The sequence below is a fragment of the Hyphomicrobium album genome, assembly GCF_009708035.1.
Classification (GTDB): Bacteria; Pseudomonadota; Alphaproteobacteria; order Rhizobiales; family Hyphomicrobiaceae; genus Hyphomicrobium_A; species Hyphomicrobium_A album.
Genome location: NZ_WMBQ01000001.1, coordinates 142,422 through 165,389 on the forward strand (window position 1 = coordinate 142,422; position 22,968 = coordinate 165,389).

Consider the following 22,968-nt stretch of genomic DNA (forward strand, 5'->3'; position numbering starts at 1 on the left):
TACCGTAGCTAGGCGGCAGTCTCAGAGAACCGCCATAAACAACGGGTATCCCGCCGGTTCGGGGCGGCGGGAGCAGGGACCGGGAAAACGCCGATGACGGGTATGCGTTCCCTCTTCGTGCTGGCTATGCTCAGCACGCAAGGTGCCATCGCGGCCGAGAACGAGCCGCCGCAAGTGACGCCGGCGCTGCGCCAGCGCGCCGAGGATCTGGCGGGCGCTGCCTCGCGACGCTTCTCCGACATCCTCGATGGCGGGCAGCGCGTTGAGATCGCGCAGGGTGCCCGATCGCAAGCCGCGAGCGGCGATCAAGCGCCGGCCACAGGCACGTTTGCGCCGGTGTGGAACTGGCTCTACCGGGCGCAGAAGTCCTACGACGACGTCGTCATCGCGCAGCTCAAGAACCCGAACGGTTGGACGGTCATCGTCCAGAAAGCTGGCGAGCCGGCTTCGCCGCCCAAGTCCGAGCCGGCACCAGAGGTAGAGCCCGCGCCGCAGCTCAAAGGTTGGAGCGGTCTCGTCGAGATGGTGCGTGACTGGCTAGCCCGCGCCAACCGCTCGTACCGGAACGAGATCGTCACGCCGCTACGCGAGCCGGGTGCCGCCGAGGTTCCGAGCGAGCTTGCGAAGCAGCCATCCTCCGCCGCGGAACCCGGCGACGAGATCAAACGCGGGGCCGAAGAAGAGGCGCAAGCACGCAGCCGGTCGTTGGCGGCAAAGCGCGCGGCCGAGGAAGACGACGCCAAGCGACGTGCGGAAGCCACCGGCCAAGCAAAGCAGCAAGGCGACGCAGCAGCCGCAAAGCGCGCCGCCGCCGAGGCAGAGGCCAAGCGCCGCGATGTGGAACAGGCGGCCGTCGCCGCGCGTCGCGCGGAAGATGAGAAACGTCGTATGGCCGCCGCCGAGGCCGAGCGCAAGGCCGTAGCGGAATTTCGCGCACGGCAGATCGAGGCTGCAGCCGAGGCACGCCGCAAGGCGGACGACGACGCCCGCGCCGCGCGCGAGGCGAAAGCCAAGCGAGTCGCGGAAGAGGAGACGAAGCGCCGCGAGGCGGAGGCCAAGCGCCAGGCTGCGGAGGCGGATGCCGCCGAGCGCAAGGCCGTCGCCGAGGCGGAAGCCGAGAGCAAGCGCAAGGCCGAGATTGAGGCCGAAGCAACGCGCCGATCGCAGGAAGCTGCAAAGGCCAAAGAGACCGAGCGCACGAAACGGGCCGAGCAGGCCAAAGAACCGGCGCGCGCCGACGTGACCGCGGTGCAGCCGGCACCATCGCCCGCCGCGCCCGCGCCGGACGCCAAGCCGTCAAGGCCATCGGGCGCGCCTGCGAGCGCACCACCAGCAACGCCGCCGCCACCGGTCGCCAAGGAGAGTTCAACGGTAGCGGCGGGAACTGCCACCGCCGGCAAGGACGAGAAACCCATCGCTCCCAAGCCCGAGCCGGAGGCATCGCCCAAGGCGCGCGAGGAGAGCGTCATTGCCGAGGCGCCGCCGCCCGTTGCCAAGAAGAAGTCGCTGAAGCGCTCGGCGACGACGTGGCGTTCCGGCAAGAAGCAGGCTTATGCCTACGGGCGAAAGAAACACCGCGCCTACAATCATCGCCAACCACGTCGAGCCAATACGCACGTCGGGAAGCGTCGCTGGGCGTCGTCGGAGCCGGTCCACGTCGAGCGCCGTTGCGCCTGCCGCTGCGGTGGCATCCTTAGCCGACCACGCAAGCACAAGCGGGTGATTTGGGGCGGCTACGCACCACCACGTGTGCACGGTTATAAGCATCGGGGCGGACGCCTTACCCATCGGCAGCGCCGTCACTATATCGACGAGTAGCCGGCGGCGACCGTGCAGTGTGCGCTGGCCGAGGCTCCTGGGTCGCCCGCTTGCATGCGCGCGTCCCGCATGCCAATAGCGGGTCATCCAGCCAAGCAGGTCTCATGTCGTTTCCGCCAGCGATCCCGGCCGCACCCACTGACGAGCGCGAGGAGGACTATCTCGCCGCGCGGACGTCGCATTGGGACGCGTTGATCGGCCTGCTGCCGCTGGTGTGGCCCGCGAACCGTCCCGACCTGCGCCGGCGCGTCGTCCTCGCGTTCGGCGTGCTGCTCATTGCCAAGCTCGTTACCGTCGCTGTGCCCGTATTCTACAAGGATGCGACCGACCTTCTGACGGCTGCAGCCGCCAAGGGCGGCACCCTCGACACCGGCACGAGCGTGATGCTCGCCGTAGGCATGCTCATTCTCGCCTACGGCACCGGCCGCGTGCTGATGATGGGCCTGACGCAGGTGCGCGACATCATTTTCACCGAGGTCGGCCAGAACGCGGTGCGCCAGCTCAACAACCGGACATTCGAGCATCTGCACCGGCTATCGCTGCGCTTTCACCTCGAGCGGCGCACGGGCGGCCTGTCGCGGGTCATCGAGCGGGCGACGCGTGGCGTCGAGCTCATCATCCGCATGGGCATCTTGAACGTCGTGCCGACGGCGCTGGAACTGCTGCTCGTGTCGGGCATGCTGCTCTACTATTTCGATTGGCGCTACGTCGCGATCATGTACGCGACGGTCGCCGCCTACATGTGGTTCACCTTTGCCGCCAGCGAGCGCCGCATCGCCATCCGCCGGGAGATGAACGACAGCGATACGGAGGCAAATACCAAGGCGATCGACAGCCTGTTGAACTTCGAGACCGTGAAGTACTTCGGCAACGAGGGCCTCGAGGCACGCCGCTTCGACAGTTCCATGGCGCGTTACGAGCAGGCGGCCATCAAGACCTTCCGCTCGCTCGGAATACTCAATACCGGCCAGATGCTGATCTTCACGGTCGGCATGACGGCGTGCATGCTGCTCGCCGCGCAAGGCATCGTCGCGGGCACGCATTCGGTCGGCGAGTTCGTGATGATCAACGCGCTGCTGATCCAGCTCTACATGCCGCTGAATTTCTTGGGCATGGTGTATCGCGAGATCAAGCAGGGGCTCGTCGATCTCGAGGCCATGTTCGCGCTGCTCGGCGAGCGGCCGGAGATCAAGGATCGGCCCGGCGCCAAGCCGCTCGTGGTGGACAAGGGCGAGATCCGCTTCGATCACGTGACGTTCGCCTACGACGCGGGCAGCCGCCAGGTGCTGAAGGACGTCTCGTTCGCGATTCCCGCCGGCAAGATGGTGGCGATCGTCGGTCCCTCGGGCGCCGGCAAGTCGACGATCGGCCGCATCCTCTTCCGCTTCTACGACATCGAAAGCGGCAGGGTGACAATCGACGGGCAGGACATTCGCGACGTTACGCAGAAGAGCCTACGCGCCGCCATCGGCGTCGTGCCGCAAGACAGCGTGCTCTTCAACGACACGATCTTCTACAACGTCAAGTATGGGCGCCCGGAAGCGACCGACGAAGAGGTCTACGCCGCGGCACGTCTGGCGCAGATCGATACCTTCATACGGACGCTTCCCGATGGCTATAAAACGATGGTCGGCGAGCGCGGCCTAAAGCTGTCTGGCGGCGAGAAGCAGCGCGTCGCCATTGCCCGGACGATTCTCAAGGGACCACCGATCCTCATCCTCGACGAGGCGACCAGCGCGCTCGACAGCCATACCGAGAAAGAGATACAGGACGCGCTCGATCAGGTGGCGCGCAACCGCACCTCACTCGTCATCGCCCACCGGCTATCGACCATCGTGCACGCCGACAACATCCTTGTCATCGACAAGGGACGGCTCGTCGAGCAGGGCACGCACGCGGAGCTGATGCACAAGGGCGGGCTCTATGCCAGCCTATGGACGCGGCAGCGACAGGCGGAGAAGGCCCGCGAGGAGCTGGCGCATGTTCTCGAGGATGCCGAGCGGGAAGGCGCGCTGCGCGCCGAGGATATTCGGCTCATGACGGCGAAGTAGGGCTGCGCAAAAGAGTAGCCGGCCGCCTGGGGGACGGCCGGCTTTCGGGTAGACGGCGAACGGGTTGCCATCCAGGGATCGTCGTCAACCCAATCTCTCGCCCTACGGCGTGATCTGCTTCACCAGCTCGTCCCAACGCTTCTTGGCGCCACCCGGGGCCTTGAAAGCATCGAGCTGGGCCTTGTTGGTCGGCTCGCCGGCGACGATCAGCGCCACCATGCCCATCGTGAAGTGCGGGTGGCACTTGATGCCGTAGAATCCGGGCTTCTCCACGACGAACTCGGCGTCCTGGTTCATCTCCCCCTTCAGCGGTTCGACGCCCTCCGGCCAGACTTCAGTAATCGCCTCGGCGTTGTGGTTCTTGTCCACGAGCACGAACTTCACCGTGTCGCCCGGCGCCACCTTCAGGAAGTCGGGTTCGAACACCATGAATTTGCCCTTGCCGTTGGTGTTCTTGATCTTGATCTCGTGTTCGGCGGCGAGCGCGGCAAAGCTGCTCAGCGCGACCGTAAGCGCGGCGATGGAAGTGAGCGTCACGAACTTCATCAGGCGTCCCCATCATTTCTATACCGCGAAAGTATAGAAATAGAGTCCGCCCGTCAATGCGGCCAACATGTCGCGGGCATAGGTTCCGGGTCCAATTACCACGTTAGGCTGACAGCAGGCCCGTTGATCTAGAACTGGTGCGGCAGCAGGCAGGACGGTGGAATGTCGGAGCAACTCAAGCTCTGGATCGAGGTGCAAGCGCGTCAATTGGGCGATGCCGTTGCCCGTCTGGCGACGCTGATCGGCCGAACGCTGCTGATTGCTTGGGACCTCATCCGGCCGGCGCTCGTCCTTGCGCTCAACGTTCTCGCCGCGCTGATCCTGCTGTTCGAGGAGTGGGGATGGCGCCCGCTATCGAATCTTGTTGCTCAGCTCGCGCGCTTCCCCTTGTGGGCGAGAACGGAGCTGTGGATCGCGGGACTGCCCCCCTACGGGGCGCTTCTGGCGCTCGGGGTGCCGAGCGCCATTCTCATTCCCGCCAAGCTGCTCGGTGTGTTTTTGCTGGCGACCGGCCACATCGTCAGCGCGACGATCGTGATCGTCGCCGCCAAGCTCGCCTCGACCGCGCTCATCGCCCGCATCTTCCTGCTGACCAGGCCAGCGCTGATGCAGATCGAATGGTTTGCGCGCGCCTACGAGATCTTCGTGCCCTGGCAGGAGGCGCTGTTCGCGCGCATCCGTGCCTCGTGGGCTTGGCGTTACGGACGTATCGTCAAATGGCGGGTGAGCAACTACCTGCGCGCAAGCTGGCGGCAGCTGCGCCCACGCCTCGATGCCGCGTGGCACGATGTTCGCCCGCGCATGATGCGGGTGCGCGAGTGGTTGCGCCATTCTGCACAGGCGCTCGGTGCACGCATCGCCTCGTTGCGGACGACCGAGCCGCGCCGTCTCCCGCCGCCCGACGCGCCGCGCTAGGCGACGCTGAGCGGGACCTTTTCGACTGTCGTTGTGCCGGCGTCATCGAGCCAGGTCAGCGTCAGCGTGCCGGGACCCGGCACCTTCATGAAAAAGGCGATGTAGGGATTGGCGGCGATGCCCGAGCCGAGCGTCGCGGAGAACACTTCCTCGCCTTCGAAGGTCGCCGTGAAGGTGTGGATGATGTTGCGCGGGATTATCTTGCCCGTGCCGTCCTTGCGGTTGCCCGTCTCCATGACGTGCGTGGCGAGCGTCTTGACCTCGATGATCTGACCCGGATTGATCGCCTCTGGCAGCTTGATGCGCGGCGGCTTCTTCATCATCGCGTGGTCCTCATATTCCGCAGCCCCCGACCTTCACGCTGACCTTGCGGCGCGTGACGAGGATGCGACCGTCGCTCAGCTCGGCGACGGCGACGACGTCCTGCGTCTTGGCGAGGCGCATGCGGCTCGTCACCTGCGCTTTTCCCGACAGGAGAGTGAAGCGGAATGTTGCCACCGCGGCGCGCGGGTTGGCTGTCGACAGGATATGCACGGCTCTGACGTTGCTTTCAGCCGTCATCGGGCTGTCGACCGCGAGCGCCACGGGCACATAGTCGCCGTTCTCGACTTGATCCGGTAGGTCGAATGTCAGGCCGCTGCTCTGGGGTGCCGACTTTCCGACAAGAGCGTCGAACGCCGCTTTGAACTCGGCGCTCTCGGTGGCGACATCTTCTGGCGCGGCTGCGCGGAGACTATCGACACGCGCCATGAGGAGGGTGGCCGCGCCTGCGGTCAGCATAAACGTGCGCCGGTCTAGCACCTTAGTATTTCCTCGAGTCACAAACCCAACCGCTTGTTGCCCGGGCTTCGTCGCCCAGAGTACGATACCGGCAACGAAGGGCCGGCAAAAGGCACCAGAATGATAGATCGCAGGGAGTTCGGGCAGCTCCTCGGGGGAACGGCGTTGGCGGCGGCCTCGCCCCGTTGGATCGCCGCCCCGGCATTGGCGAAGGGTGGCGCCAAGGTCGTCATCGTCGGTGGCGGGGCAGGTGGCGGAACCGTCGCGCGCATCATCAAGACCGAGGCGCCGCAGATCGACGTGACGATCGTCGAGCAGCGTCCGATTTATACGTCTTGCTTCAACTCCAACCATTTCTTCGGCGGCTTCCGCAGCTTCGCGTCTCTGCAGCACTCCTATGACGGCTTGAAGAAGCTCGGCATCAACGTCGTCACCGACACGGCCACCGGCATCGATGCGGGCAAGAAAGCCGTCAATACCGCTGTCGGGACCACGCTGCCCTACGACCGGCTGGTGCTCTCACCCGGCATCGACTTCAAGTACGACGCTATCGAGGGCTACTCGGCCGCGGCATCAGAGATCATGCCGCACGCCTGGAAGGCGGGGCCGCAGACGCTCCTGCTGATGCGCCAGCTCGAGGCGATGGAGGACGGCGGCGTCGTCATCATGACGGTACCGGGCAATCCGTACCGCTGCCCGCCGGGACCATACGAGCGGGCCTGCATGATCGCGCACTACCTAAAGACGCATAAGCCGAAGTCGAAGCTGGTCATCTTCGATGCCAAGCCGACGTTTTCCAAGCAGGGCGCCTTCGAGGAGGCGTTCGAACGCTACTACGCCGGCATCATCGACCTGAACCTCACGAACGAGATCGACGATTTCCGCGTCGTGAGGGTCGACCCGAAGGCGATGCAAGTCGAGACGGCATCCGGCACGAAGCTCAAGGGCGCCGTGGTCAACGTCATCCCGCCGCAGACGGCCGGCGCCATCGCCATTTCTGCCGGCTGCGCCGAGGGTGCCTGGTGTCCGATCAAGCCGGAGAACTTCGCCTCGGCGAAAGTCGATGGCGTCTACGTCATCGGCGACGCGGCCATCGCAGTCGAGATGCCGAAGTCCGCCTACACGGCCAATAGCCACGGCAAGGTCGTCGCCGCCGACATCCTGGCTGCACTCGCCGGGAGCGATCCCGCTATCCCGCGCTATCGCAACACCTGCTGGTCGCTTCTCGCTGCCGAAGACTCCATCAAGATCGGCGCCGACTACACGCCGGGGGAGCACGACGGCAAACAGATCCTGGTTCCGGACCATCCCTTCGTTTCACAGAAGGGCGAGACGGCCGAGGTCCGCCGCAAAAACTATGCTGAAGGTCTCGCCTGGTATCACGCCATCATCGCCGATGCCTTCAACGACAATACGGCACTGACCCACAAGGGATAGCGATCCAAGCGGTGTTTGTGATGGTCCTCGCCCGGGCTAGCCGGAGGGCCAGCGCACCAAACCGGCGACGAGCAGCAGCGCAACGGCGCCGGCGGTGACGGCGATGATGTTGCCGAGCGTTGTCTCGATGTGGATGCCGAGCGCCCAAACGCCCGCCCCGGCGATGCCTGCGCCGAGGGTTCCGACAACTATGTTGCCGAGCAGCCCGAAGCCGTAGCCCTCGACGATGAGGCCGGCGAGCCAGCCCGAAACGGCGCCGATGAGGATCCAAGTCAAAAGATTCTCAAACCCGAGCAAATCCCATCTCCGTTGCCACGCGTCCCACCTGCGAACGTTTGGAGCGGCTCGTGCGTTGCTTAAGCGGCTGCAACATTGCGCGGGCTCGCATGGATATCCTTCTCAAGATCGGCGACATGTGGGTGCGCCGCAGGGCGGCGCCTGACCTAATTGCAGTCGCCGCTGTCGAAGGCCTGAGGCCCGCGACAGTCGTGACCGGCGCCTCGGAAGGTCTGGGTTTCGCCCTGGCGCGGCGCATCGCCCGCGAAGGCCGGGCCATCGTCCTCCTGGCGCGGACGGAAGAGGTCCTCGCCGAGGCTGGCGACGACCTGCAAAGCGCGTATCCAAATGCGACCGTCATCGCCGAGCCTCTCGACGTCGGACAAAAGGATGCCCCCGCACTCCTCGACGCGTTACTCGCCCGGCACGGGCTCTATCTCGACGTCCTGGTCAATAACGCCGGCATCGGCATCGGCGGCAACTTCACCGACCTCGCGCCGGAGCAGCTCGACGAACTGGTCGAGACCAACGTCGCCGCCGTCACGCGGCTGACGCGCCACTATCTGCCGGCCATGCGGGCGCGCGCCCGCGGCGGCATCATGAACCTCGCTTCGCTTGCCGCTTTCACACCGGGCCCCTGGCAGGCGCCTTACTTTGCCAGCAAAGCCTTCGTCCTATCGCTGACCGCCGCGATCGGGGGCGAATGCGCCGGCGAGGGCGTGCGCGTCTGCGCCATCGCCTGCGGCCCCGTAGAAACGCGCATCCACCGCAAGATGAATGCGTCGAACACCTTCTACCGGGCACTGCTGCCGAGCGCCTCCGCGGAGCGCATGGCTAGGCTCGCGTGGCGGTCCTATCGCATGGGCCGGCGCGTCGTGGTGCCCGGCATCGTCAACAGCTTCATTGCCTGGTCGGCGCGGGCCATGCCTTACGAGATTTTGCTACCGATGGTCGATTGGCTGATGAAGCCGCGTGCGCGGCCGGTATCCGGCACTCGAGCGCGTCGCGGGGCGCTGAGGCTCGCCCGATCGACGGGGAGTCGCCGTTAGAGCGCTCCGAAAACGAAACGCCCGCGCACTCAATGTGCGCGGGCGTCTCTATGCTTTGCACGCTCGGCTTACGCGGCCTGGGCGTAGTACTTCTTCAGGCCGCTCAACACCTGCGCCTTGTCGACGGTGGCGCCCATTTCGATCATCGCGTCGGCAAAGCGGCTGACGATCTCGTTGATCTGCTCCGGCGATAGCTGGTTCAGGATGCCGATGCGGACCTGCACCGGCTCCGACAGCGTCGGCCAGATGCCGAACCCCTTGGCGCGGGCACCGGCGACGAGATCCTTCTCTTTGCCCTTCAGGGCGCCCGGCAGGTTGAGCACGACGAGGCTCGTCATGTTCGACGTCACGTCGCAGCCCATGCTCTCGACGGCCTGCCGCAGCGCCTTCTCGTGGTAGGCGTAGTCGGAAGCCTTGCGGCGACGACCGTAGGTGAGGATGATGCGCAGTGCCTCGTGGAAGGCAGCGACCGCGTAGCACGAGTGCGTCTGATGATAGACCGCGTTCGGCACGTCCTTGCCGTCAACGATGCCCCAGTGACGGGCGTCGAGGATCGGGTGATGCACGTAGGTGCGGCAGCCGCGCTTCTTCACCATCTCGATGGCTTTGTCGGTGAAGCTGACAGGAGCGTAGGTCAGCGGCAGCGACAGCACGCCCTTCTGCGGACACGAGGCCCAGGCGACGACGCCCGGATAGTCGTCGATGTTGAAGTCGGCGACGCCGAGGCTCGACACCGCGTCGACGATGCCCATCACGCCGTGCTTCACGCAGGCGTCGGAGAAGCCCTTGAGGTCGTTGATGCGGCCCGAGCCCGTCTCCCAGTGCGCCATGAAGGCAAACAGCGGCTTATGCTGTGCCAGCGCCTTTTCGACCGTCTCGCCGGTCACGGACTGGCCGTGCGGCGTCTCGACGATGGTCACGCTCGCCGGCTTCGGGTTGAGCGAGTCGGCGGCAAGCTCCTCGGCCGTCGAGGCCTTCATGCGGATGGTGAGCGAGTCGATGCCCGAGAACGTGCCGTTCGGGAAGGCGACGACCTTGTCGCCCGGCAGGATCAGCGACAGCACGACGTCGAGGCCGGAAAAGCCGGTGCCGGCGACGCCGTAGGTGTAGACGTTCTTGGTGCCCCACAGATCGCGCAGCATTTCCTTGGCTTCGAGCATGCCGCGGACCACGTCCTTCTGCATGTGGTCGGCGACGCCGGTCTTGGCGAAGCGCTCGAGCACGCGCGGGTCCGTATTGCCGGGGCCGGGGCCGGCCGCGAGGGTCTCAGGGATTTCTAGGGTCGGGTAGATCTTCATTAGCGTCCTCCGATTGCTCCCGCGCGGGCGTTTATCATGCTTGCCCATGACAGCGTCGGCGGAAATTAAGGCAGACCCGGCACCGCGGGCAAGGCTAGAAACGGGGCTCTCGGTGCGACGCAATGGGACCGGCACGACTTTCCGCAGTGCAGCAGCGAGGGCGGACCGCGACGAACGGCGGACGCTGACGATTGCTGGAGGTGACTTCGATAGGGAGGGAAATGCGCGCAGCCCCTACAAACGTCGGCGGGCTCCAAATGGGGAATTAAGCGGTAAGGGCGCATCAATGCCCCGTGAAGGCGATCCTGTTCCGTAGGGAACACCTCTCCACTTGCCGCCCGGCTATGGATGAGGCGTGATAGCGGACGGCTCATTCGGCATGCGCCTCGGACAACTAGCTCTGATCGGCACCGCGCTGTTCGTCAGCGGCATGCAGGCTGTTGCCGCTCCGGGCGAGGACATCGGCGCCGCGGTGCGGATCGTCAATGTCGTCACCGCCGAGTACGCCTCCGACCAGCGCCGCTTGGCGACCGGGGACAATGTCCGCCAGGACGATCTAATCGAGGTGAGCGGCGACGGCACCGGCGAAATACGCTTGCGCGACGACACCCGCTTGGCTCTGGGCCCAGGCGCGCGGCTGTTGCTCGACGAGTTCGTCTACAACCCGGACATCTCCGGCGGCGCCATTGTGCTCAACCTCGTCAAAGGCGCCTTCCGTTTCGTCACCGGCGCAGCGGTCAAGCCGGCCTACGTCATTCGCACCCCCTCGGCGTCGATCACGGTGCGCGGCACGATCTTCGACGTCTACGTTCAGACGAGCGGCCTATCGTGGCTGCTGCTCATCGAAGGCGCCATCGAGGTCTGCAATGACCGGGGGGACTGCAGCCTGCACGACGAGCCGGGCAAGCTCATTCGCATCACGCCGGAGGGCGATGTCGGCAACCCCGTGAAGTGGGCAAGCTTGCAGAAAGACGGCGAGCCGTTCGAAGCGGCATTTCCATTCGTCGTCGAGCCGCCGTCCTTTGAACCGGACCCCGTCTTCACGCCGGAGGACATCGTCGGTGGCGATGTTCCCGATCCGCCCGCCGGTGGCAAGGACGAAGACGTCGAGGAAGCGAGCGACGGTGGGGGTACCACGCAGCCGCCGCCGGTGACGCCGCCAACCACGCCGCTGAAGTGCTGGAACGGCTGGAGGGAAGTTCCGAGGGCCTGGAGCGACAAGGGCTGGCGCGTGAAGCCGCGCCGCCGCGGCGACCGCGTCATCTACTGCGCGCATCCCGTGGCGCCGCCCTCGCATGACCCCTCTCCGTCGCCGAAGCCGGAGTGCACCGGGGGCACCGTCATCATGTTGAAGACGTTACCTCCGCGCTGGCGCTGCACGTGCCCCTCCGGCACGACCCGTCATCAGACCGGGCGGAATGCCTACGTGTGCAAAGCCAAGCCGACCGACCCGCCGAAAGATCCGAAGGCCGATTGCCTCAGGAAAGGCTGGCGGTGGACGGGCAAGCGCTGCGTTGTACCCGACGGCGGCTGTCCCAAGGGTTACGCCGGCAAGCCGCCGCTCTGCGTGAAGCTGCCTGGCAATTGCCCGAAGGGTTACGTCGGCGAGCCGCCGAACTGCCGGAAGCTGCCGCCGATCCACTGCCCGAAGGGCTACACGGGCCGGCCGCCGAAATGCACGAAGGTGACTTTCGACAAGTGCCCGAAAGGCTATGCCGGCCGCCAGCCGAACTGCACCAAGCTGAGCCAGGGCAACTCGGGCGACAAGCTGAAGAACATCAAGCAGAAGCTCGACAAGCTGAAGTTCGACAAGTTCAAGCGCTTCAAGAAGGACTGACGGCACCCGCTTGTAACGTTTAGTGGCCAATGGGCAACATGGCGGCGAGCGGGACACGCCGATAGCCGAACCCCACATGACGTTTCGCTCGTTCCTATGTGTCGTCTATAGTTGTCGCGATCTGCTCGCTGGCGCCGCGAAGGTGCGCCAATTCCTCGCTATGGCACGCGCAACAAGCTCCTATTGAGCTTAACGCCAACGCAACAAGCCGCGCGTTAGGTTGCGATCTCATCCGAGCGCGCCCAAGGTACGACAGCGGAGGCACAAAGGCATGGTCGAGCTTCTGTTTTGCGTCGCGCTGCTCGGCGCCATCCTCGCCCTCGGTATGTACAAGGTGCCGCTCTGGGCATGGGCCGGTGCTCTTGCGCTCGCGGCGCTCGTCTGGGCGAGCGGGCCAGTGCACGGCCATATGGGCGTGTTCGGCTTCCTGCTCTGGGTGTTTGCCGCAGGTCTTGCGGTGCTCTCCATTCCCGCGATCCGCCGCAACTACGTCAGCGCACCCGTCTTCAAGTTCGTGAAGGGCACGTTGCCGAAGGTGTCCGACACCGAGCAGCAGGCGCTGGAAGCCGGCACCGTCGGCTTCGATGCCGAGCTGTTTTCCGGAACCCCCGACTGGAACAAGCTCCGCGCTATCGCCCCTGTGGTCCTCACCCCCGAGGAGCAGGCGTTCCTCGATGGCCCGACCGGCGAGCTGTGCGGGATGATCGACGACTGGCAGGTGCGCCATGCGCAGCGCGAGATCCCCGAGAACATCTGGGACTTCGTCAAGTCGCGCGGCTTCCTCGGCATGCTTATTTCCAAAGAGCATGGCGGTCTTGGCTTCTCCGCGCAGGCGCAGTCGCTGATCATCGGCAAGATCGCCTCGCGCTCCCCCGACGTCGTCACCATCGTCATGGTCCCGAACTCGCTGGGTCCAGGCGAGCTGATCGAGAAGTACGGCACCGAGCAGCAAAAGCATTACTACCTGCCGCGCCTCGCCAAGGGCGAGGAGATCCCGTGCTTCGCACTGACTGGCCCCACGTCCGGCTCCGACGCCGCTACGATGCGCGACATAGGCACCGTCATTCGCGGCCCCGACGGCAAGCCGGCGATCCGCCTCTCTTGGGACAAGCGCTACATCACGCTTGGCCCCAAAGCGACGCTACTCGGCCTCGCCTTCCGCCTGTTTGATCCCGAGAACATCCTCGGCAAGGGCGACAACCTCGGCATCACCGTCGCCATGATCCCGACCAAGCACGGGGGCGTGCAGATCGGCCGTCGCCATTTGCCATCGGGTGCGGCTTTCCCCAACGGACCCAACTGGGGCCGCGACGTCGTCATTCCGATCGACTGGATCATCGGCGGCGAAGCGATGGCTGGCCAGGGCTGGCGCATGCTGATGGAATGCCTCGCCGCCGGCCGCGCCATCTCGCTGCCTTCGACTGCCACCGCCGGCACCAAGATGATGTTGCGCGTGTCGAGCGCGTATGGGCGCATCCGCAAGCAGTTCGGCCTGCCGGTGGCGCGTATGGAAGGCGTCGAGGAGCCGCTCGCGCGCTTGGTGGAGTCGGCCTATGCGACCGAGGCAGCACGTGCAGTAACAGCCGCGATGGTCTCGCGCGGCGAGCGCCCGTCGGTGATCTCGGCGCTGATGAAGTACGCCACGACCGAGCGCATGCGCCAGGCGGTCAACGACGCCTTCGACATTCACGGCGGCCGCGCCATCTGCGACGGTCCGACCAACTACCTGCAATCGGCCTATCAAATGGTGCCGGTCGGCATCACGGTCGAAGGCGCCAACATCCTGACGCGCACGCTCATCACCTTCGCCCAGGGCGCGTTGCGCTCGCATCCCTATCTCTATCGCGAGATCCAGGCGGCGCAGGATGCCGACCGCACGCGGGGGCTCGACGCCTTCGACCGCGCCTTTGGCGATCACGTCGCGTTCTCGGTGTCGAATGCCTGCGGCGCCTTCTTCCACAATGTCACCGGAGGCATCTTCGCGCCGGCACCGGAGAAATCGTTCGACACCGCGAATTGGTACAGCCAGCTGGCGCGCTGCTCGCGCAGCTTCGCCTTCGTCGCCGATCTCACGGTCGCCTCGCTCGGCGGCAGCCTGAAGATGAAGCAGAAGCTCTCCGGGCGTCTCGCCGACGCGCTGGCCGAGCTCTACATCCTCGCCTGCGTTCTGAAGCGCTACGAGGACGACGGCCGCCTGTCGAGCGATCGCACCTTTGTGGATCTCGCTGCGATGAACGGCCTCTACCGCTTCCAGGAAGCGCTGCGCGGCGTCGTCGACAACTTCCCCATTCCCGCCGCGCGCTGGGCGATGCGCATCGTCGCCTTCCCCTTCGGAAATCCCTATCGCCCGGCGCCGGATGTCCTCGGCCACCGCGCGGTGAAGCTGGTGATGGAGGCACCGGAGGTGCGCGAGCGTCTCACGCGCTACATCTACGTGTCGCATGACCCGGACGATCCGACCGGCCTGCTCGAGGTGACGATGAAGAAGGCGATCGCCGCCGAGGAAGCCGAGAAGAAGCTCGAGCGGGCCATCCGCGCCGGCACGGTGCGCCGCTATCACGGCATCGACTGGATCGGCGAGGCAATGGCGCAGGGCGTCGTCACCGAGAGCGAGGGCCAGCAGCTGCGCGAGCTCGAAGCGCTCACCGCCCGCGTGATTGCCGTCGACCACTTCGATGCCGCCGCGCTGAAGCCCAACTATCGAACGACCCCTGACGTGCTGGGGCACAATTCGCGCGGCGTCGAAAGCGCTGCAGCAGAGTAGGATCAGTCGCGTAGCGGCGCATCGCTTCGGCGGTGCGGCTCCGGTTGCGTGAGAGGAGTTGCGATGTTCAAGACCGCGTCCCGCCCGTTGCCAAACCTGAAGGACTGGCGCTTCTCCGTCGACGAGTGGGGCATCGGCTGGGCCGAGTTCGACCGCGAGGGCGAGAACCAGAACTCGCTTGGCCGCCGGCCGCTGGAAGAGCTGGGCGAGATCGTCGCCGTGGTGGAGAAGGGTGCGCGCGACAAGTCCATCCGCGGGCTCGTCATCATCTCCGCCAAGGAGCGCGGCTTCATCGTGGGGGCCGACATCCGCGAGTTCGCCGATCTCAAGACCGAGAGCGAGGTCATCGAGAAGCTGCGCGCGGTGACGGCGCTGTTCGACCACATCGAGCGCCTGCCGGCGCCGGTCGTCTGCGCGATCAACGGCTTCTGCCTCGGCGGCGGCCTCGAACTGGCGCTGGCCTGTCACTACCGCATCGCCACGCGCGATAGCGGCACCAAGCTTGGCTTCCCCGAGGTAAAGCTCGGCATCTTCCCCGGCTTCAACGGTACGGCGCGATCGATTCGCCTGGCCGGTGCGCCAGCCGCCATGCAGGCGATGCTTACCGGCAAGATGCTGTCGGCCTCGGCTGCGCGGGGCATGGGCCTCGTCGACCAGCTCGTGGACAGCCGCGGCGCGCTTCCCTGGGCAGCGCGCAAGGCGGTGCTGCGCAATCGCAAGTCGAAGCCGGCGGGCTTTGCCAAGAAGCTACTCTCCATGTGGCCGGCGCGCGATCTGCTCGCCAAGCGCATGCGCTCGGAGGTCGCCAAGAAGGCGCGCGAAGACCATTACCCGGCGCCCTATCGTCTGATCGACCTGTTCGAGCGCTACGGCGCCAACGACGAGGCGATGAAGGCCGCCGAGACCCGCGCCTTCGCGCCGCTCATGGTTTCGGATCAATCGCGCAACCTGCGCCGGGTGTTCTGGCTTTCGGAGTTGCTCAAGGGTCAGGCGCCGAAAAAGCTCGCCTGGCGTCCCTCGCGTGTGCACGTCATCGGCGCCGGCACGATGGGCGCCGACATCGCCGGCTGGTGCGTCGCCCGCGGTATGGAGGTGACGCTGCAGGATGTCTCGCCCGAGCAGATCACCAAGGGGATCGCCGCGCAGGGCAAGCTGTTCGCGCGCAAGTTCAAGACCAAGGCACAGCGCGACGCGGCCAAGGCGCGGCTCATCGCCGATCCGAACGGCGAAGGCATCGCGCGTGCCGACGTGGTCATCGAGGCGATCGTCGAGAACCTGGCGATCAAGCAGAAGGTGCTGAGCGAGATCGAGGCCAAGATGAAGCCCGGTGCCGTGCTCGCCACCAACACCTCGTCGCTGCTGATCGAGGATATCGCCGCCGGGCTGCCCGATCCTGGCCGCCTCATCGGCCTGCACTTCTTCAATCCGGTAGCGCTGATGCCGCTCGTCGAGGTCGTGCGCGGGTCGCAGACGCGCGAGGAGGACGTGAAGCGCGGCGCCGCCTTCGTCACCGCCATCGACAAGTTTCCCCTCATCACCAAGAGCGTGCCCGGCTTCCTCGTGAACCGCGTGCTCACGCCATATATGTTCGGCGCCATGGTCCGTCTGGAGCACGGCGAGGACAAGGAGCGCATCGACGAGGCGGCGCGCGCCTTCGGCATGCCGATGGGCCCCATCGAGCTCGCCGACACCGTCGGCCTCGATGTGTGCGCGCACGTCGCCCACATTCTCAAGTTCTCCTCGGAAGGCTCCAAGCTCGACCGGCTCGTGGCCGAGGGCAAGCTCGGCAAGAAGTCGGGCGAGGGCTTCTACGTCTGGGAGGGGGGCAAGCCGCAGAAGACCGGCCGCGTCTTCGACAAGGCGGAAATGGAGAAGCTTGGTCGCGACCTCGTCGAGCCGCTGATCGCCGAGGCGCAGCGCGCCGTCGACGAGCAGGTGGTCGAGAATGCCGACCTCGTCGATGCCGGTGTCATCTTCGGCACGGGGTTCGCGCCGTTCCGCGGCGGCCCGCTGCACTACAAGGCGGCGCAGTCGCCCGCCGTTCCCGCGCAAGCCGCGGCCGCCGAATAACTTCGAGCCAAGAGGCAGGACGAGATGCAACGTTTCTTGAGACGCGTGGCGGTCATCGGCGGGGCGCGCATTCCGTTCTGCCGCTCCAACACCTTCTATGCCGACCTCTCCAATCTCGACCTGATGACGGGAGCGCTCAACGCGCTCGTCGATCGCTACAACCTGAAGGGCCAGCATATCGACGAGGTCGTCGGCGGCGCCGTCGTCACCCACTCGAAGGACTTCAACCTCACGCGCGAAGCGGTGCTCGGCACGCGCCTCAAGGCATCGACGCCCGGCATAACGATGATGCAGGCCTGCGGCACCAGCCTGCAGGGCGGCTTGGGCAGCGCGGCGAAGATCGCCACCGGCGAGATCGAATGCGCCATCGCCGTCGGCTCCGACACGACGTCGGATGCACCCATCGTCGTGTCGAAGAAGCTCGCGCAGCGCCTGGTCAAGCTCGGCCAGCAGAAGACCTTCATGGACAGGCTCAAGGTGTTCAAGGGCTTCGGCCCGGGCGAGCTGGTGCCGTCGGCCCCTGCCAACGCCGAGCCGCGCACCGGACTGTCGATGGGCGAGCACGCCGAGCTGATGGCGCAAGAGTGGGGCATCACCCGCGCCGACCAGGACGCCTTCGCGCTGGAAAGCCACCGCAAGGCGGCGGACGCGTATCGCTCCGGATATATGGATGACCTTGTGACGCCATTCGCCGGCGTATACCGCGACAACAATATCCGGTTGGACGCGACCGCGGAAAAGCTGGCGACGCTCAAGACCGCCTTCGATAAAACCGAACGCGGCACCCTGACCGCCGCCAACTCGACGCCGCTGACCGACGGCGCCGCCGCGGTGCTGCTCGCCTCGGAGGAATGGGCGACCAAGCACGGCCTCCCGGTGCAGGCCTACCTCACGTATTCTCAAGCTGCGGCCAACGACTTCGTCGGCGGCGACGGCCTGCTGATGGCGCCGACGATCGCCGTATCGAAAATGCTCGAGCGTGCCGGCCTCAGGCTCCAGGATTTCGACTACTACGAGATCCACGAGGCGTTCGCGGCGCAGGTGCTGGCGACGCTGAAGGCCTGGGAAGATCCGGTCTACTGTAAGGAGGTTCTCGGCCGCGCCGAGCCGATGGGCTCCATCGACCGGTCGAAGCTCAACGTGCGCGGGTCGTCCATCGCCATGGGGCATCCGTTCGCGGCGACGGGCGCGCGTATTGTGGGCAACCTCGGCAAGCTCCTGTCCGAGAAACATGGCCGCGGGCTGATTTCGATTTGCACCGCGGGCGGCATGGGTGTCGCCGCCATCATGGAATCGAAGGACGCCGCCGAGTTGCACCAAGCCGCGTAACCCCTCGACAGGGCCGGGAAGGTATGCGACGCAGCCGGCAAGCAATCGGCAGCGGGGCGCGATCCCTATGGGTAACGGCAAGTCCGACAAGGCGGCGCGGCAGCTCGAGGCGGCGCGCGCTCTGGCACGCGAGCTTGGCGACAAACTCGACCTCAACGCCTCGCTGCGCCTGTGGGACGGGTCGCTGACGCCGCTGGGCAAGAACGTCACCGGCCCGTTCGTCCTGTCGATCGCCGATGCCGGCGTCATCGGCTCGCTCCTGCGCTGGCCGACGCTCGATAACTTCATCCGCCACTACGTCGATAAGGGCATCGACTTTTCCGGCGGGACGCTCATCGACCTCGGCTCGCAGCTCAACCAGGGCGGGCGCTCGGTGAAGCTCAAAGGCCGCGATGCGCTGAAGCTCATCGGCAAGCTGTCGCCGTTTCTTCTGGCGCGCTCAGTCGATGCTTACGACGACCAGGGCTTTGCCGGCGAGATTACGGGCCGCAAACGCAAGGTCGCCGACAACAAGGACTTCATCCAGTTCCACTACGACCTGTCGAACGACTTCTACGCGCTCTTCCTCGATCCGGAGATGGTCTACTCCTGCGCCTACTACACGGACTGGAACAACGACGTCGCCCAGGCGCAGCGCGACAAGCTGGAGATGATCTGCCGCAAGCTACGGCTGAAGCCGGGAGACCGCTTTCTCGATATCGGCTGTGGCTGGGGGGGCCTCATCTGCCACGCGGCCAAGACCTACGGCGTCACCGCGCATGGCATCACGCTGTCGGAGGAGCAGCTCGCCTTCGCCAAGGAGAAGATCAAGCGCCTCGGGCTCGAGGACAAGGTGACAGTGGAGTTCAAGGACTACTCGATGATGTCGGGGCAGTTCGACAAGATCGCCTCGATCGGCATGTACGAGCACATCGGCCTGAAGAACATTCCCGGCTACATGGCCAAGATGCAGTCGCTACTGGCGCAAGACGGCCTGTTCCTCAATCACGCCATCGCGCGGCGCGCACCCAAGCAGGGCTGGTTCAAGAAAGGGATGCGCCCCGAGCAGAAGGCGATCGCCAAGTACATCTTTCCCGGTGGCGAGCTCGATGACATCGGCCACTCAATTTTCGCCATGGAGCGTGCCGGCTTCGAGATCCAGGACGTCGAGGCCTGGCGGCTGCACTACGCGCGCACCTGCAAGCTGTGGTGCGAGCGCCTGACCGCGAACCGCGAAGCGGCGCTGAAGTACGTCAGCGAGGAGAAGTATCGCATCTGGGTCGCGTATCTCGCCGGCGTCTCGTTGGCGTTCTCGCGCGGTACGCTGCGCATCTTCCAGACGCTGGTGTCGAAGAATGCCAAGCGTCCGCCGGCCATCCCGCCGACGCGCGCCGACCTCTATCGCTAGGCTGGCTTCGGGCGCCATGCCAGTGCGTGCCGCTCATTCTGGGTGAGGGGTCTGGACCGCTTCGTCCCGCAACCCCTCACCCGCCGCCCGATGCAGGCATCTCGCGTCGACCTCTCCCAATGGGAGAGGTTAGTGCGTGCGTTCTCGGTCTCGCGGGCCAATGGCCCCGAGGCATGTCAAAGAGCGAGGGAGCGCGGGCGCCGAATGACCGCCATCCTAGTTACAAGTCCGGCGACCTTTCGGCGCCCGCGTCGGTGCGCTGCCGTGCCGAGGGTGCTATGCACGTCGTCAGCGACCGTCCGATCCCACCCTGCCGCGTCCACCGCCGGGCTCTAGCGTTCGGGATCGTCGGGCGACTGCGCTCGTAACGCGTGAGCGCCGCTGCCGGAGGGCGTCCGTACAGTTTGTTGCCATTCTGCACAGCCTCGGTCCGCGACCCCGGATTTGAGAGGACGAGCTATCCTCGCGACACGCGTGCGAACGGAAAGAACACGCGGGCCTCGTCCGGGTCACCGGCCCTGCCCCGCTTCAGACGCTCAGACGGGCAAGGTGAGGGGAGTATGGGGGACGTTTTGAAAGCGGGTATAAACTCCGCATTGATCCGAGGCGGCGTTCGAACCTCTACCAAACCCGTTGCCGAATTTCGGATGTCCTTCCATTGTAGGCGGCGAAATTGCAGGGTCGGGACGCGGTTCATGAAGTACATTGCACTGGTTGCCATTATCACTCTTCTGGCTCTTGAACTGTCCGGCTCGATCCCGGACTCGAGCGTCGGTGGTCCGATGACCATCGCGATCGTCATTTTCGCCACCGCATTCGCCGTCGGGATCCGCGATGCATGGCTGCACAACCGGGGCGTACTCGGTTGGATCGTGAGCATCATCGCGTCGTTCGTCGGTATGCTTGTCGCCGCCCAGATAGGCGGAATGATTTTCGTCACGATACAAGGGCTGCTGGGTATAGGCGGGGCGCTCGCGCAGTCGAAACATCCCCTGCTTTACGTGTCGCTGGCCGGCATGGTGCTCATCTCGATGCTGGGGTCGTGGCTCGCGCTGCGGATCGTCGACCGGCTGCGCTGAGTGTCCTCTAGCGGGACTGACCGTGAGCGAGACGCTGGCGCGTTGCATCGACGTGACGCGCCGACATTATTTTTGCGCAATCTTGCGGCAATGTGATTTTCGAGGCGTGCAGCGTTGACGAATTGCGGGGGAAGGCAATCATCAACGGAAGGGGGAACGCCCATGCCGCTCACACGGGCTGCGATACCGGCTGTCCAAGACACCTATAAAGGCATCGTTCGCTTCGTCATGCGAGACGGAGCCAAACGCGTGAATGTCGTTGTATCCAATGCGGCGCTCGACGATCTCGATTACGTCGCCCGCGCGGATTGCTCCTACTTCCATCGCTTCAAGGAGCACCGTCTGCACTTCGAGACGATCGCCAGTCACAAGTACGACAAGGGCTACGTCGAGGTCGACGGCACGGTCTGCATCAAATCGATGGATCTGCCTTTGATCGGCTCCGACTAAGGGTCCGGCGCGCCCAGCCTGCCTAGCCTGTCCAGGCTAGGCAGTGCCCTTGGCGGCCTCCTCGGCCTTGAGCTCCTTCTTCGACAGCTTGCCGATCATCGTCTTCGGCAGCTCGTCGCGGAACTCGATCGCCGACGGCATCTCGATCTTGGAGATGCGCACCGCCAGGTGCTCGCACAGCTCCGGCACGGTAACGCTCATGCCGGGCTTCAGGCGCACGAAGGCCTTCGGCGCTTCGCCGCGCTTCTTGTCCTTGATGCCGATGACCGTCACCTCGGCCACGGAGGGGTGCTCGTAGATCGCCTCCTCGATGCGGCGCGGGTAGACGTTGAAACCGGACGAGATGATGAGGTCCTTGATGCGGTCCTCGATGAAGAAGAAACCCTGCTCGTCCATGCGGGCGACGTCGCCCGTGCGCAGGAACCCGTCGACCATCTGCTCGGCTGTTTCCTGCGGGCGCTTGTAGTAGCCGAGCATGACCTGCGGGCCGCTGATGCAGATCTCGCCCTTTTCGCCGACCGGAACCTCCTTGGTGGGGTCGCCCAGGTCGCGCAGCGAGATGACGGTGCCTGGGAGGGGCATGCCTATCGAGCCTGGCTTCACCGGGCCTTCCAGCGGATTGCAGGTGACGACGGGCGAGCTTTCCGACAACCCATAGCCTTCGACCACCTTGCAGCCCGTGACCGCCTCGAAACGCTGCTTCACCTCGATGGGCAGCGCGGCGCCGCCCGACAGGCAGAATTTCAGCGACGACAGATCGAAGTCGCCGATCTTGGGGTGGTTCATAATGGCGTTGAACAGGGTCGGCACGCCCGGCATGATCGTCGGCTTGGTCTTGTCGATGAGCTTCAGCGCATCGTCGAGGGCGAAGCGCGGCATGATGATGATCTCGGCCGCGTGGGCGATGCCGAGGTTCATCACGACGGTGAGCGCGAAGACATGGAAGAACGGCAGCACGCCGAGCACCCGCTCGACGCCGTCGGCGAGATCGGGAGAGGAGGCGCCCACCTGCTGCACGTTCACATAAACATTGGCGTGCGTGAGCATGGCGCCCTTGGGCGTCCCGGTGGTGCCACCGGTATACTGCAGCACCGCCACGTCCCTCATGGGATCGATGGCGACCGGCTCGGGGTGACCCTCGCCGGCCATGACCTCGGCTTCCAGCACGATCTTGTCGCGCGAGGCTGACTGCAGCGGCCTCGCCAGCTCCTTGGAGCGAAACAGGCGGAACAGCGCCGCCTTGGTCACGGGGAGGAGCGGCGGGAAGGGGGCGACGATGGCGCGCTTGAGGCAGCCGGCCTGCAGCAGGGCGTCGACCTTGTCGAACAGCACCTTCAGGTCGAGCGTCACCATCAGCTCGGTGTCGCTGTCCTTCACCTGCTGGGTCAGCTCGGCGACGGTATAGAGTGGGTTGAAATTGACGATGGTGCCGCCGGCCTTCAGCACCGCAAAGAAGAAGACGATGAAGGTGGGGGAGTTGGGCAGGAACAGGCCGACCTTTGTGCCCTTCTTGACCCCAAGCCTCTGCAACCCCAGCGTAGCCCTGTCGACCTGCGCGCCGATCTCCGAATAGGTGAGGGTCCTGCCCAGAAAGTTGGTGCAGTTGAGGTGGCCAAACCGGGCCACCGCATCGTCCAGCAGCCGGTACAATGGCGCGACTTTAAGAGGCATGTGCCAATCGACGCCGCGCGGGTAGTGATCGAGCCAGGCCATAGCCGGCTGCGACGCGTTGGCCGGCGGCCTGGTAAGAACCATCGTCGCCATCCTCGATCGTCTCCCCGGCTAAGCCTTTCAGAGCAGTGTAGCTGGGAGGCTGTTGCCGGACAGTTGCGGGCCCCTCCTGCAAATGCAAACAGGGTCTTGAAATCCGCCTTGTTATTGA

The 22,968-nt window shown here is 65.4% G+C and carries 18 protein-coding genes; 12 read left to right on the forward strand and 6 right to left on the reverse strand.

Annotated elements, in window-relative coordinates; all coding sequences use genetic code 11:
- The first annotated feature begins 93 nt into the window (after positions 1–93).
- Both GIW81_RS00505 and GIW81_RS00510 read left to right on the forward strand, forming a co-directional pair.
- Positions 94–1,818 (forward strand): hypothetical protein, encoded by a 1,725-nt coding sequence (locus GIW81_RS00505; RefSeq protein ID WP_154737402.1) that lies wholly within the window; start codon positions 94–96, stop codon positions 1,816–1,818.
- A 104-nt stretch (positions 1,819–1,922) separates the two neighbouring features.
- Positions 1,923–3,869 carry an ABCB family ABC transporter ATP-binding protein/permease gene (locus GIW81_RS00510; protein WP_154737403.1) on the forward strand — a complete coding sequence of 649 codons (1,947 nt, stop codon included), beginning with the start codon at positions 1,923–1,925 and terminating at the stop codon, positions 3,867–3,869.
- Positions 3,870–3,971: 102 nt separating this feature from the next.
- Here the strand turns inward: GIW81_RS00510 and GIW81_RS00515 are convergent, their stop codons facing one another.
- A complete protein-coding gene (locus GIW81_RS00515; RefSeq protein WP_154737404.1) occupies positions 3,972–4,415 on the reverse strand; it encodes a pseudoazurin in 444 nt (147 codons plus the stop codon).
- 162 nt (positions 4,416–4,577) lie between these two features.
- On the opposite strand from GIW81_RS00515, the gene GIW81_RS18755 reads away from it, so the two are divergent.
- Positions 4,578–5,330 carry a hypothetical protein gene (locus GIW81_RS18755; protein ID WP_195930288.1) on the forward strand — a complete coding sequence of 251 codons (753 nt, stop codon included), beginning with the start codon at positions 4,578–4,580 and terminating at the stop codon, positions 5,328–5,330.
- Here GIW81_RS18755 and soxZ read toward each other — a convergent pair.
- Positions 5,327–5,653, reverse strand: coding sequence for a thiosulfate oxidation carrier complex protein SoxZ (gene soxZ / locus GIW81_RS00525; RefSeq protein ID WP_229309051.1), 327 nt, complete (start codon positions 5,651–5,653; stop codon positions 5,327–5,329). The genes GIW81_RS18755 and soxZ overlap by 4 nt on opposite strands.
- Positions 5,654–5,663: 10 nt before the next feature.
- A complete protein-coding gene (locus tag GIW81_RS00530; RefSeq protein ID WP_154737405.1) occupies positions 5,664–6,110 on the reverse strand; it encodes a thiosulfate oxidation carrier protein SoxY in 447 nt (148 codons plus the stop codon).
- Positions 6,111–6,230: 120 nt separating this feature from the next.
- Here GIW81_RS00530 and GIW81_RS00535 point away from each other — a divergent pair, with 120 nt between their 5' ends.
- Positions 6,231–7,547 (forward strand): NAD(P)/FAD-dependent oxidoreductase, encoded by a 1,317-nt coding sequence (locus GIW81_RS00535; RefSeq protein ID WP_154737406.1) that lies wholly within the window; start codon positions 6,231–6,233, stop codon positions 7,545–7,547.
- Between the two features lie 36 nt (positions 7,548–7,583).
- Here the strand turns inward: GIW81_RS00535 and GIW81_RS00540 are convergent, their stop codons facing one another.
- Positions 7,584–7,844, reverse strand: coding sequence for a GlsB/YeaQ/YmgE family stress response membrane protein (locus GIW81_RS00540; protein WP_154737407.1), 261 nt, complete (start codon positions 7,842–7,844; stop codon positions 7,584–7,586).
- Positions 7,845–7,933: 89 nt separating this feature from the next.
- Between GIW81_RS00540 and GIW81_RS00545 the strand changes: the two genes are divergently transcribed.
- Entirely contained in the window at positions 7,934–8,872 is a 939-nt protein-coding gene (locus GIW81_RS00545) for an SDR family NAD(P)-dependent oxidoreductase (RefSeq protein WP_154737408.1), read from the forward strand.
- 68 nt (positions 8,873–8,940) lie between these two features.
- Here GIW81_RS00545 and GIW81_RS00550 read toward each other — a convergent pair whose 3' ends face one another.
- A complete protein-coding gene (locus tag GIW81_RS00550; RefSeq protein ID WP_154737409.1) occupies positions 8,941–10,170 on the reverse strand; it encodes an aminotransferase class V-fold PLP-dependent enzyme in 1,230 nt (409 codons plus the stop codon).
- A gap of 355 nt (positions 10,171–10,525) precedes the next feature.
- Between GIW81_RS00550 and GIW81_RS00555 the strand changes: the two genes are divergently transcribed.
- From GIW81_RS00555 to GIW81_RS00585, 7 genes are all read left to right on the forward strand, one after another.
- A complete protein-coding gene (locus GIW81_RS00555) occupies positions 10,526–12,007 on the forward strand; it encodes a FecR family protein (RefSeq protein WP_154737410.1) in 1,482 nt (493 codons plus the stop codon).
- A 271-nt stretch (positions 12,008–12,278) separates the two neighbouring features.
- On the forward strand, positions 12,279–14,771 hold the full coding sequence (locus GIW81_RS00560) for an acyl-CoA dehydrogenase (protein WP_154737411.1): 2,493 nt from the start codon (positions 12,279–12,281) through the stop codon (positions 14,769–14,771).
- A 63-nt stretch (positions 14,772–14,834) separates the two neighbouring features.
- Positions 14,835–16,841, forward strand: coding sequence for a 3-hydroxyacyl-CoA dehydrogenase NAD-binding domain-containing protein (locus GIW81_RS00565; RefSeq protein ID WP_154737412.1), 2,007 nt, complete (start codon positions 14,835–14,837; stop codon positions 16,839–16,841).
- Positions 16,842–16,865: 24 nt separating this feature from the next.
- Entirely contained in the window at positions 16,866–18,170 is a 1,305-nt protein-coding gene (locus tag GIW81_RS00570; RefSeq protein WP_154737413.1) for an acetyl-CoA C-acetyltransferase, read from the forward strand.
- Between the two features lie 67 nt (positions 18,171–18,237).
- Positions 18,238–19,557 carry an SAM-dependent methyltransferase gene (locus tag GIW81_RS00575; protein ID WP_154737414.1) on the forward strand — a complete coding sequence of 440 codons (1,320 nt, stop codon included), beginning with the start codon at positions 18,238–18,240 and terminating at the stop codon, positions 19,555–19,557.
- A 695-nt stretch (positions 19,558–20,252) separates the two neighbouring features.
- Complete coding sequence (locus tag GIW81_RS00580) at positions 20,253–20,636, forward strand: hypothetical protein (protein WP_154737415.1); 384 nt, start codon at positions 20,253–20,255, stop codon at positions 20,634–20,636.
- A 249-nt stretch (positions 20,637–20,885) separates the two neighbouring features.
- The gene (locus tag GIW81_RS00585; protein WP_195930290.1) at positions 20,886–21,086 is read left to right on the forward strand and encodes a hypothetical protein; all 201 of its coding nucleotides are present in this window, start codon (positions 20,886–20,888) and stop codon (positions 21,084–21,086) included.
- A gap of 36 nt (positions 21,087–21,122) precedes the next feature.
- Here GIW81_RS00585 and GIW81_RS00590 read toward each other — a convergent pair whose 3' ends face one another.
- Positions 21,123–22,841 (reverse strand): long-chain-fatty-acid--CoA ligase, encoded by a 1,719-nt coding sequence (locus tag GIW81_RS00590; protein WP_210251892.1) that lies wholly within the window; start codon positions 22,839–22,841, stop codon positions 21,123–21,125.
- Positions 22,842–22,968 lie beyond the last annotated feature (127 nt).